The following is a 14,218-nucleotide window of genomic DNA, read 5'->3' on the forward strand; positions in this document are numbered from 1 at the left end:
GGTGCTCCCGGGCGGGTCAGCTGGTGCGCCGGCCGAGGTAGTCGATGAGGGCGAGGAGGGGGCCGCGGGCGGTGCCCCGGGTGTCGGCCTCGGCGAGGCAGGCGAGGCCGCGTTCGAGGTGGTGCTGGGATTCGCGTTCGGCGAAGCGTCGGCCGCCGGCTTGGTCGATGAGGGCGGCGGCGCGGTGCAGGCCCTCCTCGTCGATGGGGGGTGTGGTGAGGAGGTCGGCGAGTTCGGCGGCGGCGGGGGCCGGGGCGGCGAGGGCGGCCAGTACGGGGAGGGTCTTCTTGCCCTCGCGGATATCGGCGAGGACGGGTTTGCCGGTCTCCTCGGGGTCGCCCCAGATGCCGATGATGTCGTCGACGCACTGGAAGGCGAGGCCGAAGTGCCGGCCGGCCCGGCCGAAGGCGGCGACGGTACGGTGCGGGGCGCCGCCGAGGACGGCGCCGAGTTCGGCGGCGCAGCCGAGCAGCGAGCCGCTCTTGCCGGCGGCCATGGAGCGGTATTCGGGGAGGGTGACGGCGCCGGGTCCCTGCCAGGGGCGGCGGACGAAGGCGAGGTCCTGGGTCTGTCCGCCGACGAGTTCGGTCATGGCGCGGGCCAGGGTGCGCATCGCGCGCGGGGTGTGCGGGCTGTCGTGGCGGGCGAGGGCGGTGAAGGCGAGGGTGTGCAGGGCGTCGCCGGCGAGGATGGCGGTGGCGGCGCCGAAGGTTTTCCAGACGGTGGGGCGGCGGCGGCGCAGTTCGTCGCCGTCCATCATGTCGTCGTGGATGAGGGTGAAGTTGTGGACGAGTTCGACGGCGGCGGCGCCGGGCAGGGCGGTGTGCGGGGTGGCGCCGACGGAGGTGGCGGTGAGCAGGGTGAGGGCGGGGCGGATGGCTTTTCCGCCGCTGCCGTGGGTGGGGGTGCCGTCGGGGCGGCACCAGCCGAGGTGGTAGCCGATGGCGCGGCCGAGGTACGGGTCCAGGCTCGCGACGGCGGTGCGCAGTTCGGGTTCGATGAGGGTACGGGCCTGTTCGGTGACGGCGGTGGGCGGCGAGCTGCTGGTGGTCACGGCGTCAGGTCTCCTGGTCGGGGAGAGCGGGCGGGGGTGTGCGGACGGCGCGGGCGAACCAGCCGGTGAAGGCGATCAGGGTGCCGGCGCAGATGATCAGCCACGGGGTGTCGGGGCGGGTGTCGCCGGTGAGCAGGTCGGTGAGCAGGCCGAGAGTGATGGCGGCGGCGGTGATGGGCATGTGCATGGAGGCCCAGAAGGTGACGGCGTTGTTGTCCCCGGGGGTGGCGAGGGCGCCGTGGGTGAGACGGCGGGCGACCCACAGGGGGATGGGGCAGGTGGCGAGGATGGCGAGACCGGGGAGGACGGGGAGGGTGCCGGTGAGCAGCAGGGCGGCGGTGGCGGCGTAGGTGAGGGTCTGTCCGGTGAGGTAGAGGCGGATGAGGCCGCGGGGGCCGAGCGCCACGGCGAGGGTGCGTTTGCCGGTGCGGCGGTCGCCCTCGATGTCGGCGAGGTTCATGACGGACATCCGCAGGAACTGGAGGACGAAGACGATGGCGACGTAGGTGAGGGTGGCGGTGGTGGGGTCGCCGCCCTGGAGGCGGTGGGCGAGGAGCGGGCCGAGTCCGTACAGCACGGCGGCGCAGGCGATTTCGCCCAGTGCGTGGTAGTTGAGACGGGCGGGTGGGGCGGTGTAGAACCAGGCGGCGGCCACGATGGTGAGGGCCATGAGCCGCGAGGCGGTGTCGGGCATGGCGGCGGTGACGGCGACGGCGCCGAAGAGCAGGACGAAGGCGGCGCCGAGGCTGACCAGGGGTGGCAGCAGTCCGTCGACGAGGACGCGGCTGCCGCCGGTCCAGGAGGTGGGGGTGTGGTTGGCGCGGTCGGCTTCGAGGTCGAAGTACTCGTTGCAGTAGTGCGTCATGAGGTGGGCGGCCCAGCCGAAGAGCAGGGTGCCGGCGTACCAGGCCGGGGAGAAGGCGTGGCCCTCATGCTGGGCCGCGGTCACTCCGAGGCCGACCACCATCATGCTCTGGAACAGGAACTTCGGGCGCCCGAGCCGGATGAAGGCCGTCAGCCGGCCCGGGGTGGCGGGGGGTGCGGGGGCGTCGGCCGTCATGGGGCGCTCCTTGGCGGGGCCGGGACCGGGGGTGGGGCGTGGCCAGGCGGCGGTAGAGGGGGGTTTCGACGGTGCGGTGCAGCAGCCAGGCGGCGGCGAGGGTGCACGTGGCGTAGAGGGTGGTGACGGCGAGGGCGGTGGGCAGGGGGTGTCCGTCGCCGGGGGCGATGAGGAGTTCGTCGATGGTCAGGATGACGGGCCAGTGCACGAGGTAGATGGCGAAGGAGCGGTCGCCGAGGTACACCAGGGCGCGGTGGCGCAGCCAGGTTCTGCGGTGGTCGAGGTCGGCGGTGGCGGCGGCGAGGACGAGCAGGGCGAGGGGGACGGCGGTGATGGCGGCGGGGATGAAGGGGAAGGGCAGCAGGGGCAGGCCGGCGGCCAGGCTCACTACGGTGGCGGCGGTGGCGGCGGGGACGCCGATCCGGGAGCGGTGGCCGGCGCGCAGCAGGAGTGCGCACAGGGCGCCGAGGATGAACTCGGGGAGCCGGGCGACGGGCAGGACGTAGGAGATCCAGAACTGCCACTGGGGGACGTCGGCCTCGTCGATGGGCGGGCCGTGGAATTGCAGGGAGATGAGGGGGATGGTCCAGATCACGGCGAGGGTGGCGCCGGCGGCGGGCCACAGCCGGTGGGCGGGGACGCGGCGCAGCAGCGGCAGGATGAAGGGCAGCAGGGCGTAGCAGAAGATCTCGGCGGCGAGGGACCAGGTGACGATGTTGACGCCGGCGTTGTAGTCGCGGGTGGGGATCCAGGTGTTGACGAGGAAGAGGTTGGTGAGGGCGGGGAGGAGCGGGATGGGTCCGTCGCGGGGTTCGCCGGTGGCGGCGGCTCCGGTGAGGGTGAGGACGAGGAGGGTGGCGGCCCATACGACGGCGTGGTTGGGGTAGATGCGGGCGGCGCGGCGGCGCCAGAAGCGGGCCGGGGTGTCGCCCGGGCGGGCGGTCCAGGCGAGGACGAAGCCGGAGATGAGGAAGAAGCAGGAGACTCCGGTCATGCCGAGCGGGGCGAGCACTGTCGCGGCGTCGGCGAGGCGTTGATCGGCGAAGAGTCCGGTGAACAGCCAGGCGTGGACGAGGAAGACGGCGACGGCCCAGGGGAAGCGGAGTGCGGTGAGGGAGGGCAGGCGGTTCACAGATTGCCCCGGCGCGCCTGTTCGCGTTCGATGGCTTCGAAGAGGGCCTTGAAGTTGCCTTTGCCGAAGCCCTGGGAGCCGTGGCGTTCGATCATCTCGAAGAAGACGGTCGGCCGGTCCTGGACCGGCTTGGTGAAGATCTGGAGCAGGTAGCCGTCTTCGTCGCGGTCGACGAGGATGCGGTGCCGGCGGAGGGTCTCGACGGGGATGTGGGTGGCGCCGGCCCAGTGGCCGAGGCTGTCGTAGTAGGTGTCGGGGGTGTCGAGGAACTCGACGCCGGCGGCGCGCATGGTGGCCACGGCGGTGACGATGTCGTCGGTGGCGAGGGCGATGTGCTGGACGCCGGCGCCGCCGTAGAACTCCAGGTACTCGTCGATCTGGGATTTTTTCTTGCCGAGGGCGGGTTCGTTGATGGGGAATTTCACCTTGCGGGTGCCGTCCGCGACGACTTTCGACATGAGGGCGGAGTATTCGGTGGCGATGTCATCGCCGATGAACTCCTTCATGTTGGTGAAGCCGAGTGCGGTGTTGTAGAAGGCGACCCAGTCGTCCATCCTTCCGAGTTCGACATTGCCAACGCAATGGTCGATGGAGTGGAATACGGTGGGTGTGCCCGGGCCGGGGACGGGTGGGGTTGCGGTGTAGCCGGGGAGATAGGGGCCGCGGTAGCGGGCGCGTTCGATCAGGGTGTGCCGGGTCTCGCCGTAGGTGGCGATGGCGGCGTGCGTGACGTGGCCGTGCGCGTCGGCGGACTCCTGGGGTGATTGCAGTGGGACGGCGCCGTGTTCGGTGGCGTGGCGGTAGGCGGCGTGCACGTCGGGGACCTCAATGGCGAGGTCGATGACGCCGTCGCCGTGCCGGGCGATGTGCCGGGCGAGGAATTCGCCGTACTCGGTCTCGGGCCGGATGACCGAGGTGAAAACGAAGCGGGCGGTGCCGGCCGCCAGGACGTAACTGGCGGTTTCCCGGCTGCCGTTCTCGGGGCCCCGGTAGGCGATCCGGCGCATGCCGAAGGCGGTGGAATAGTAGTGGGCGGCCTGCTTCGCGTTGCCTACCGCGAACACGACCGCGTCGATTCCCAGCACAGGGAAAACATCGGCATCCCGTTGCACACAGACCCCCACTGTGTCGGATCGAACTGCTGAACCGTTCACACGATAGGGAGAGCGCAGGAACGGCGTCAATGAATGCTCAATAATGCGACTGAAATGCCCGTTGCACTGGGTTTGCCTTATGCATAGTGAGCGGGCCGGGGAAAGGAATTGCCGCTTTCCGGGGGCGGGCGAGGGGGCCCCGGGCGCCGGGGGTGAGCGTCCGCCGGTGGGCCCCGGGGGCTGGGGTATGGTGAACTTAGGCTTACCTAAGCTCACCCGAGGACATAAGGAACATCGATGCCGTCCACCTTCACCCGTGCGCGCCGCACCTCCCTGGTGCTGACCGCCGCCACCGCTGCCGCCGCCCTTGTGCTCAGCGGCTGTTCCTCGTCGGACGACAACGACAACGCGGACAAAGACTCCGCCGCCGACAAGTCATCCGGTCAGCCGGGGGCGTTCCCGGTGACCATCGACAGCGCGCTGGGCACGGCGGAGATCACCGAGCAGCCCGAACGGGTCGTCACCCTGGGGCAGGGTTCGGCGGAGACCTCCATAGCGCTGGGGCACACCCCGGTGGGCATCGAGAGCTACGCGTGGGGCAGTGACGACTCCGGCTATCTGCCGTGGATCCACGAGGCGGTGACCGAGGCGGGCGACGAGCTGCCGACGCAGTTCGCCGGGGCGGACGACATCGACTTCGAGGCCATCCTCGAACTGGAACCCGATGTGATCCTTGCGCCGTGGTCCGGCATCACCCAGGAGCAGTTCGACATCCTGTCGGACATCGCGCCGACCGTCGCGTACCCGGATCTGGCCTGGAGCACCGACTGGGACGAGCAGATCGAGATCATCGCGACCGCGCTGGGGCAGCCCGACGAGGCGCGGTCGCTGATCGACTCGATCGAGCAGCAACTGGCGGCAGCCGCGGCCACCCGGCCGCAGTACGCGGACGTCTCCTTCTCGTACATCTACACCGCAGGTCCCGGCACGCTGGGTGTGTTCCTGCCCGAGGAGCAGCGGGTGTCCATGGTGTCCCAGCTGGGGCTGACCGTCGATCCGGTGGTGAACACCTTCGAGGAGACAGAGGGGACGGACTCGGCGCTGATCGGTCTGGAGAACGCGGACAAGCTCGCCGACAGCGATCTGATCTTCACCTTCTACTCGGACGAGGAGACCCGGGCGACGATCGAGGCGCAGCCGCTGTACGCGGCGATTCCGGCGATCGAGCGCGGCTCGATCGTGGCGAGCAACGACAACCCGTTCGTGACGGCGTCCTCGATCATCAACCCGCTGACCGTGCCGTGGGTGATCGACCGTTATCTGCCGCTGATCGACGAGGCCGTCGCCACCCTCGACGACTGACGCTCAAGAAGCGGTTCGCCCACGTGACTTCTGTTGATGTGCGCCCCCGTCCGGGCGGTGCCGGCCCCGAGCGGGCCGGCACCGCCCGGCGGGTGTTGGTGCTGGTGTCGGCGGTGGCGGTGCTGGTACTCGCGGTGCTCGCGAGCATCTCCTTCGGCAGCCGGCCGACCTCGTTCGGCGATGTGCTCGACGTACTGTCGGGTGACGCCGATCCCTTTGTCACCACGGTGGTCGAGAGCCGCTATCCGCGGACCGCGCTGGGCATCCTGGCCGGTCTGTGTCTGGCGGTGGGCGGCACCCTGATGCAGGGGCTGACCCGTAATCCGCTGGCCGACCCGGGGCTGCTCGGCATCAACGCGGGGGCGGCGGCGGCCCTGGTCGCGGCGACGGCGGTGCTGGGTTCGACGGCGGGTACGGGCACGGTGTGGTGGGCGCTGGCGGGTGCGCTGGCGGCCGGAGTGCTGGTACAGGGCATCGGTTCGGCGGGCGGCGGGTCCGGGGTGGTGCGGCTGGTGCTGGCCGGGGCGGTGGTCTCGGCGGTGCTGTACGCGTTCATCCAGGCGGTGACGCTCAGCATGCCGGAGGTCTTCGACAGCTACCGCTACTGGGTCGTGGGATCGCTGGGCGGGCGGGACTTCGCGGTGTTCCGGTCGGTGCTGCCGTTCGCGGTGGCCGGGTTCGCGCTGGCGCTGCTGCTGGGTCCGGGCCTCAATTCGCTGGCGCTCGGCGATGAGGCGGCGATCTCGCTGGGGGCCAATCCGCTGCTGATCCGTACCGGTTCGCTGGTGGCCGCGACGGTGCTGAGCGCGGCGGCCACGGCGGCGGTGGGGCCGATCGCGTTCGTGGGTCTGGCGGTGCCGCACATCGTACGGGCGCTGGTCGGGGTCGATTTCCGGCTCCAGATCGCGCTGGCGGCGCTGGCCGGGCCGGCGCTGCTGCTGGCGGCCGATGTGGTGGGGCGGGTGATCATGCGCCCGCAGGAACTCATGGTGGGTGTGGTGACGGCGTTCGTGGGGGCGCCGGTGCTGTTGTACGCGGTGCGCAGGATGAAGGGGAACGCATGACGGGGGTGACGGCCCCGGTGCGGCCGGCGCGGGACGGTCGCGGCGCGGCGGGGGCGGTGGTGCCGCCGGGCGGGATGCTGCGGATCGGCCGGGTGCTGGCGCTGCCGGTGCGCGGCCGGTCCGTGCTGATCGCGCTGGTGCTGGTGGTGGCGATCCTGGGGGCGGCGGTGGCCACGTTGACCATGGGCCGGCTCGGGATCGGGCTCGGCCGGCTGCCGGAGGCGCTGCTGGGCGGGGCGGACGGCAAGGAGGCGTTCGTCCTGGAGCGGCTGCGCGGGCCCCGGCTGGTGGTGGGGGTGGGGACCGGTGCGGCGCTGGGGCTTTCCGGGGCGCTGTTCCAGTCGGTGACGCGCAATCCGCTGGGCTCCCCCGATGTGATCGGGCTGGGCGCGGGGGCCGGGGCGGGCGCCGCGGTGGCCGCGCTGTTCTTCCCCGGGGTGCTGCCGGTGCCGGTGGGCGCGCTGGCGGGGGCGGCGGTGGCGATGGTGCTGGTGTATGTGTCGACCGGCACCGGGTTCCGCAATCCGGGGCGGCTGATCGTGGCCGGCATCGGGGTGGCGGCGATCGCGCTGGCGTTCACCCAGTATGTGGTCTATGTGATGGAGCGGGAGGCGGCCACGGTGCTGGCCGCCTATGTCAACGGTTCGCTGGCGGCCCGGGCCTGGCACCATGCGGCGACGATCTGGCTGGTGCTGGCGGTGGTGGTGCCGCTGACCGTGCTGGTGGCGCGGCGTCTTGAGATCTCGGAGATGGGTGACGAGCTGGCCCAGGGGCTCGGCGCGGAGCCGAAGAACACCCGGGTGGCGGCGGTGGTGCTGTCGGTGGTGCTGGCGGCGGGGGCGGTGAGCGTGGCGGGGCCGATCTCGTTCATCGCGCTGACGGCGCCGCAGATCGCCCGCCGGCTGACCGGCGGGAGCGGGGCGCATCTGACGCTGTCGGCGCTGATGGGGGCGCTGCTGCTGGTGGTGGCGGATCTGGCGGCGCAGCAGTTGCCGACCGCCACCAGTCTGCCGGTGGGTATTTACACGATGGCCCTGGGCGGTGTGTACCTGGGTTATCTGCTGGTGCGCGAGTGGCAAAGGAAGAGACTGTGAGCAAGCGGGCGGTGGCCGGGCCGGGCGGGAAGGGGCTGAGCGCGCGGGAGGTGACCATTGCGTACGGCGGCGGGGCCCCGGTGGTGCGGGACCTCAGCCTGGAGCTGCCGCACGGCGGGCTGACGATGATCATCGGCCCGAACGGCTGCGGCAAGTCGACGCTGCTGAAGGCGCTGGCGCGGGCGGTGAAGCCGGATCGCGGGCAGGTGCTGCTGCACGGCGCGGACATCCACGCGCTGCGCGGCAAGGAGGTGGCCCGGCAGGTGGCGCTGCTGCCGCAGTCGCCGCTGGCGCCGGAGGGGATCAGCGTACGGGGGCTGGTGGCGCGCGGTCGCTATCCGCATCACACGCTGCTGCGGCAGTGGTCGCCGGACGACGAGTCGGCGATCGGGTTCGCGCTGGAGCGCACCGGGCTGAGTGAGCTGGCGCAGGCGCAGGCGGGTGAGCTGTCGGGGGGGCAGCGGCAGCGGGCGTGGATCGCGATGGTGCTGGCGCAGCAGACGGAGTTGCTGCTGCTGGATGAGCCGACGACCTATCTGGACATCGCGCATCAGTACGATCTGCTGGAGCTGTGCGCGGAGTTGCACCGGGAGGGGCGCACGATCGTGGCGGTGCTGCACGATCTGAATCAGGCGGCGCGGTTCGCCACGCATCTGGTGGTGATGAACGCCGGGCGGGTGGTGGCGCAGGGGCCGCCGGACGAGGTGATGACCGCCGAACTGGTGCGAGAGGTATTCGGACTTCGGTGCGACATCGTGCCGGATCCGCGGACCGGGACGCCGATGGTGGTGCCGCACGAGCGGGTGCGCGGCGACGGGCCACGGCAGCCGGCGGGGCACCGGCCGGCCTGATCACGGGCCGGCGGCGGCCCCGGTGTCCGTACCCTCTCCCCCGGCCTCCTCGGTGCGGCGGGTACGGTCCCGGGCGGCGGCGGCGATATTGCGGGTCATGCCGCCGAAGACCAGGTGGTGGAAGGGGGCGACGCTCCACCAGTAGAGGTGGCCCAGCAGACCGTGCGGGTGGAAGACCGCCCGCTGGCGGTAGACCGTACCGCGTTCGTCCCGGTCCACCATCAGCTCCAGCCAGGCCAGCCCGGGCAGTCGCATCTCGGCGCGCAGCCGCAGCAGGCGGCCCCGCTGGATCTCCTCCACCCGCCAGAAGTCCAGGGCGTCACCGGCCCGCAGCCGGACCGGGTCGCGGCGGCCCCGGTGCAGCCCGGCACCGCCGGCCAGCCGGTCCAGCCAGCCACGGGCGGCCCAGGCCAGCGGGAAGGAGTACCAGCCGCTGTCCCCGCCGATGCTCTCGATGACGTCCCACAGCGCCTGCTCACTGGCCCGGGTGACGCGTTCGCGGCGGTCGGTGTAGAGGCTGCCGCCGGCCCAGCCGGGGTCGGTCGGCAGCGGGTTGCCGGGAGCCCTGGGGGTGGCGGCGGAGGTCCAGCGGGTGGCGACGGCCGCCTCGCGGACCCGTTGGAGTGCCAGTGCCAGGGCGCGGTCCAGGCCGGTGAGGCCCGCCGGGGGATCGGGCACCAGGCGCTCGATGTCGTGTTCGCGGCACACACCCTCGTACCGCAGGGATTCCGTCAGCGGCCTGGCGATGGGCCCGGGGACGGGGGTGACCAGACCGACCCAATGGCTGGACAGGCCCGGGGTGAACACCGGGACGGACACGATCAGCCGGCGGGGCAGGCCCGCCACCCGGGCGTAGTGCCGCATCATCGCGCGATAGGTGACCACGTCGGGTCCCCCGATGTCGAAGCCGCGGTTCACCCCTGCGGGGAGGGCGGCGCAGCCGACGAGATAGTGCAGGACATCGCGTACGGCGATGGGCTGCACCCGGGTGTCGACCCAGCGGGGGGTGACCATCACCGGCAGCCGTTCGGTGAGGTAGCGGAGCATCTCGAAGGAGGCGGATCCGGAGCCCAGGATGACGGCGGCGCGCAGCACGGCGGTGGGCACCCCGCTGCCGAGCAGGATGCGGCCCACCTCGGCGCGGGAGCGCAGATGGGGTGACAGGTCCCGCTCCGGGACCCCCGGGGGGATCGGACCGCCGAGGTAGATCAGCCTGCGGGTGCCGGCCCGCCGGGCCTCGGCGGCGAAGATCCGGGCGGCGCGGCGGTCGGTGGCCTCGAAGCCGGGTCCGCCGCCCAGGGCGTGGACGAGGTAGTAGGCGATGCCGGTGTCGCGGAGGGCGGCGCGGACGGAGGCCGGGTCGGTGACGTCGCCGCGGACGATCTCCACCTCACCGGCCCATGGGTGGTCCCGCAGCTTGTCGGGTGTTCTGGCCAGGGCGCGCACCCGGTAGCCGGCGGCGAGCAGTGCGGGCACCAGCCGGCCACCGATGTAGCCGGTGGCTCCGGTGACCAGGACGCGGACGCCGTCGCCGGGGTGGGTGGGGTTCACCGGCGCGGACCGGCTGTCGCCGGTGCGTCGCGGATGCCGATCACCGGGCCGGGCCGCGGTGCGGTGCGGTGCATGTGTCCTCTGTTCCGTGGGGGACCTGGTGGTGGTCACTCTTCCCGGTCCGGTGGCCGGTGGGCCTCGGCGCGGGGCAGATGGAGCACATGTGACCGTGGGCGGGCCGGGCACCCACCCATGGTCATATGTTCTGATTCGACGGACGGATAGTCGGGTTTCGGGTCCGGGTAGAGGCTGCGGGACAACGGGCGCCTTCGTGCGCGCCCGAGGCGCTTTCACGGAAGGCCAGACCGCGGTGACCCAGCCGTTCCAGCTGCCCGACTTCTACACGCCGTATCCCGCCCGGCTCAATCCCCATCTCGAACAGGCCCGGGAGCATTCGCGCGCCTGGGCCCGCGAGATGGGGATGCTGGAGGGGTCGGGGGTGTGGGAGCAGCGGGATCTCGACGCCCATGACTACGCGCTGCTGTGCGCGTACACCCATCCCGACGCCTCCGCCGAGATGCTGAATCTGGTGACGGACTGGTACGTGTGGGTGTTCTTCTTCGACGACCACTTTCTGGAGATATTCAAGCGTTCGCAGGACCGGGAGGGCGGCAAGTCCTATCTGGACCGGATGCCGGCCTTCATGCCGCTGGATCCGGCGGCGGCCGTACCCGAGCCCGTCAACCCGGTGGAGGCGGGCCTGAAGGATCTGTGGGCCCGTACCGTGCCGGAGCGCTCGCCGCAGTGGCGGGCGCGGTTCGCGGAGAGCACCGAGCATCTGCTCAACGAATCCCTGTGGGAACTGTCGAACATCAACGCCCATCGGATCGCCAATCCGGTGGAGTACATCGAGATGCGCCGCAAGGTCGGCGGGGCGCCCTGGTCCGCCGGGCTGATCGAGCACGCGGCGCATGCCGAGGTGCCGGCGGCGGTGGAACGGTCCCGGCCGCTGCTGGTGCTGCGGGACGCCTTCTCGGACGCGGTGCATCTGCGCAACGACCTCTTCTCCTATCAGCGGGAGGTGGAGGACGAGGGCGAGCTGAGCAACGGGGTGCTGGTGCTGGAGACCTTTCTGGGCTGCACCACCCAGGAGGCGGCCGAGGCGGTCAACGATCTGCTGACCTCGCGCTTGCAGCAGTTCGAGCACACCACCCTCACCGAACTGGCCCCGCTGTTCGCCGAGCACGGGCTGAGCCCGCAGGAGTGCGCGGCGGTGCTGGCCTATGTGAAGGGGCTCCAGGACTGGCAGTCCGGCGGGCACGAGTGGCATCTGCGCTCCAGCCGCTACATGAACGAGGGCGCCATCGGCAGCGGTGCTCCGGGCGGCGGGGCAGCCCTGTTCGGGCCGAGCGGGCTCGGCACCTCGGCGGCGCTGCCGGGCGGGGTGCGCACCACCGCGCGCGCCGAGCGGGGCCGGGCCAGACGGCACGCGCACCGGCCGTACCAGGAGAGCGGTCCGCTGCCGCTGCCCGACTTCGTGATGCCGTTCCGCACCACGCTCAGTCCGCATCTGGAGGCGTCGCGGCGGCACATCCTTCAGTGGTCGCACGCGATGGGGCTGCTGGAGCCGCAGCCCGGGGTGCCCGGCTCGTACATCTGGGACGAGGACAAGCTGATCGCGTTCGACTTCCCGCTGTGCGCGGCCGGGATCCATCCGGACGCCACCGCCGAGCAGCTGAACCTCACCTCAGGCTGGCTGACCTGGGGCACCTACGCGGACGACTACTTCCCGGCGGTGTTCGGGCGCGGCCGGGATCTGCTGAGCGCCCGGGCGTGCGCGCAGCGGCTGACCGCCCTGATGCCGGTGGACGACGACAGCGTGCCGCCCATCCCGGCGAACGCCCTGGAGCGGTCGCTGGCCGATCTGTGGCGGCGCACCGCCGGGCCGCTGGACCCCGCGCACCGGGCGGCGTTCCGGACCACCATCTGCGACATGGTGGGCAGTTGGCTGTGGGAGCTGGACAACCAGGCGTTCCACCGGGTGCCCGACCCGGTGGACTACATCGAGATGCGGCGCAAGACCTTCGGCTCGGATCTGACGATGTCACTGGCCCGGCTGGCGCACGGCAACCGGGTGCCGCCGCAGATCTACCGCAGCGGGCCGATGCGCTCGCTGGAGAACGCCGCGGCCGACTACGCCTGCCTGATGAACGATGTCTTCTCGTACCAGAAGGAGATCCAGTTCGAGGGCGAGGTCCACAACGGCATTCTGGTCGTGCAGAACTTCTTCGACTGCGACCGGGACACCGCGCTGCGCATCGTGGATGATCTGATGACCGGCCGGATGCGGCAGTTCCAGCATGTTGCCGCGCGGGAACTGCCGGTGCTGTACGACGATTTCGCGCTGTCGGACGAGGCCCGCGAGGTGCTGGCGGGCTATGTGCGGGAGCTGGAGCACTGGCTGGCCGGGATTCTGATCTGGCATCAGGGCTGCCACCGGTACGACGAGGCGGAGTTGCGCCGGCCGCCGGGGGCCGGGCGGCTGCTGTCGGCCGGACCGCTGGGGCTCGGCACCTCGGCGGCCCGGCTGTTCACCGGCGTCCGGGCGGCGGCACCGGTGCCGGGCTGATCACCGCGCCGTACACCCGGTGCTGCTCCCCGGCCGGCGGGGAGCGGCACCGGTGGCGGCGGCTCAGTGGAACTGCTGCTCCTCGGTGGAGCCGCGCAGCGCGGTGGTCTCCGAGGCGGGGTTGAGGGCGGTGGCCACCTGGTCGAAGTAGCCGGTGCCGACCTCGCGCTGATGGCGCACGGCCGTGAAGCCGCGCCGCTGGGCGGCGAACTCGCGCTCCTGGAGGTCCACGTAGGCGGTCATGCCGTGCTCGGCGTAGCGGTGCGCCAGGTCGAACATGGCGTGGTTGAGGGAGTGGAAGCCGGCCAGGGTGATGAACTGGAAGCGGTAGCCCATGGCGCCCAGTTCGCGCTGGAACTTGGCGATCTGGTCCTCGTCCAGGGCCGCCCGCCAGTTGAAGGAGGGCGAGCAGTTGTAGGCGAGCATCCGGTCAGGGTGCCGGGCGTGGATGGCCTCGGCGAACTCGCGGGCCTGGCCGAGGTCGGGGGTGCCGGTCTCCATCCACAGCAGGTCGGCGTACGGGGCGTAGGCCAGGCCGCGGGCGATGGCCGATGCCATGCCGGGGCGCAGCCGGTGGAAGCCCTCGGCGGTGCGTTCGCCGGTGCAGAAGCGGGCGTCGCGCTCGTCGGTGTCGCTGGTGATGAGGCTGGCGGCCAGCGCGTCGGTGCGGGCCACCACGAGGGTGGGCACGTCGGCGATGTCGGCGGCGAGCCGGGCGGCGTTGAGGGTGCGGATGTGCGCGGAGGTGGGGACCAGGACCTTGCCGCCGAGGTGGCCGCACTTCTTCTCGCTGGCGAGTTGGTCCTCGTAGTGGATGCCGGCCGCGCCGGCCTCGATGAGGGCCTTGGTGAGTTCGAAGGCGTTGAGCGGCCCGCCGAATCCGGCCTCGGCGTCGGCGATGACGGGCACCAGCCAGTCGGTGAGGTCGCCGGCTCCCTCGGCGGTGGCGATCTGATCGGCGCGCAGCAGGGCGTTGTTGATCCGGCGCACCACGGTGGGCACGGAGTTGGCGGGGTAGAGGCTCTGGTCGGGGTAGGTGTGGCCGGCCTGGTTGGCGTCCGCGGCGACCTGCCAGCCGGACAGGTACACGGCCTGGAGCCCGGCCTTGACCATCTGGACGGCCTGGCCGCCGGTGAGGGCGCCGAGCGCGTGGAGGTAGTCGTTCTCGTGCAGTGCGTGCCACAGCCGGTCGGCGCCGCGCCGGGCGAGGGTGTGTTCCTCGCGGACGGAGCCGGACAGCCGGATCACGTCGTCGGCGGTGTAGGTGCGTTCGATGCCCTGCCAGCGTGGGTCGGTGGCCCAGTGGTGGGCGAGGTCCTCGGCTGCGGTACGGGGCTGCTGGTGCTGCTGCTGTGTCATGAGGGTGCTCTCCCGGTGTCGCGAAGGG

Annotated in this window: 11 protein-coding genes; 5 read left to right on the top strand and 6 right to left on the bottom strand. The window is 71.7% G+C overall.

Annotation, left to right across the window (positions count from 1 at the left end):
* Positions 1-16: 16 nt before the first annotated feature.
* From AC5WRL_RS17900 to hppD, 4 genes are read right to left on the bottom strand one after another with little or no spacing between them, the layout of a single operon-like run.
* The gene (locus tag AC5WRL_RS17900; RefSeq protein ID WP_496089569.1) at positions 17-1,054 is read right to left on the bottom strand and encodes a polyprenyl synthetase family protein; all 1,038 of its coding nucleotides are present in this window, start codon (positions 1,052-1,054) and stop codon (positions 17-19) included.
* Between the two features lie 4 nt (positions 1,055-1,058).
* Positions 1,059-2,003: a prenyltransferase gene (locus tag AC5WRL_RS17905; protein WP_496089570.1), complete on the bottom strand. Its 945-nt coding sequence runs from the start codon at positions 2,001-2,003 to the stop codon at positions 1,059-1,061.
* A complete protein-coding gene (locus AC5WRL_RS17910; protein WP_496089571.1) occupies positions 1,984-3,246 on the bottom strand; it encodes an acyltransferase family protein in 1,263 nt (420 codons plus the stop codon). The genes AC5WRL_RS17905 and AC5WRL_RS17910 overlap by 20 nt, the downstream gene beginning before the upstream one ends.
* Positions 3,243-4,331 (bottom strand): 4-hydroxyphenylpyruvate dioxygenase, encoded by a 1,089-nt coding sequence (hppD, locus tag AC5WRL_RS17915; protein WP_496089572.1) that lies wholly within the window; start codon positions 4,329-4,331, stop codon positions 3,243-3,245. The genes AC5WRL_RS17910 and hppD overlap by 4 nt, the downstream gene beginning before the upstream one ends.
* A 306-nt stretch (positions 4,332-4,637) precedes the next feature.
* On the opposite strand from hppD, the gene AC5WRL_RS17920 reads away from it, so the two are divergent.
* From AC5WRL_RS17920 to AC5WRL_RS17935, 4 genes are read left to right on the top strand one after another with little or no spacing between them, the layout of a single operon-like run.
* A complete protein-coding gene (locus AC5WRL_RS17920; RefSeq protein WP_496089573.1) occupies positions 4,638-5,702 on the top strand; it encodes an iron-siderophore ABC transporter substrate-binding protein in 1,065 nt (354 codons plus the stop codon).
* A 23-nt stretch (positions 5,703-5,725) separates the two neighbouring features.
* Positions 5,726-6,766, top strand: coding sequence for a FecCD family ABC transporter permease (locus tag AC5WRL_RS17925; RefSeq protein ID WP_496089574.1), 1,041 nt, complete (start codon positions 5,726-5,728; stop codon positions 6,764-6,766).
* Positions 6,763-7,860, top strand: coding sequence for a FecCD family ABC transporter permease (locus AC5WRL_RS17930; RefSeq protein ID WP_496089575.1), 1,098 nt, complete (start codon positions 6,763-6,765; stop codon positions 7,858-7,860). Before AC5WRL_RS17925 ends, AC5WRL_RS17930 begins: the two co-directional genes overlap by 4 nt.
* The gene (locus AC5WRL_RS17935) at positions 7,857-8,711 is read left to right on the top strand and encodes an ABC transporter ATP-binding protein (RefSeq protein WP_496089576.1); all 855 of its coding nucleotides are present in this window, start codon (positions 7,857-7,859) and stop codon (positions 8,709-8,711) included. Before AC5WRL_RS17930 ends, AC5WRL_RS17935 begins: the two co-directional genes overlap by 4 nt.
* Here the strand turns inward: AC5WRL_RS17935 and AC5WRL_RS17940 are convergent, their stop codons facing one another.
* Complete coding sequence (locus AC5WRL_RS17940) at positions 8,712-10,262, bottom strand: SDR family oxidoreductase (protein WP_496089577.1); 1,551 nt, start codon at positions 10,260-10,262, stop codon at positions 8,712-8,714.
* 310 nt (positions 10,263-10,572) lie between these two features.
* Between AC5WRL_RS17940 and AC5WRL_RS17945 the strand changes: the two genes are divergently transcribed.
* Positions 10,573-12,831, top strand: coding sequence for a family 2 encapsulin nanocompartment cargo protein terpene cyclase (locus tag AC5WRL_RS17945; protein ID WP_496089578.1), 2,259 nt, complete (start codon positions 10,573-10,575; stop codon positions 12,829-12,831).
* Positions 12,832-12,894: 63 nt separating this feature from the next.
* Here the strand turns inward: AC5WRL_RS17945 and aceA are convergent, their stop codons facing one another.
* Positions 12,895-14,190, bottom strand: coding sequence for an isocitrate lyase (aceA, locus tag AC5WRL_RS17950; protein ID WP_496089579.1), 1,296 nt, complete (start codon positions 14,188-14,190; stop codon positions 12,895-12,897).
* Between the last annotated feature and the right edge of the window lie 28 nt (positions 14,191-14,218).

This window comes from Streptomyces sp. NTD107 (genome assembly GCF_059510435.1).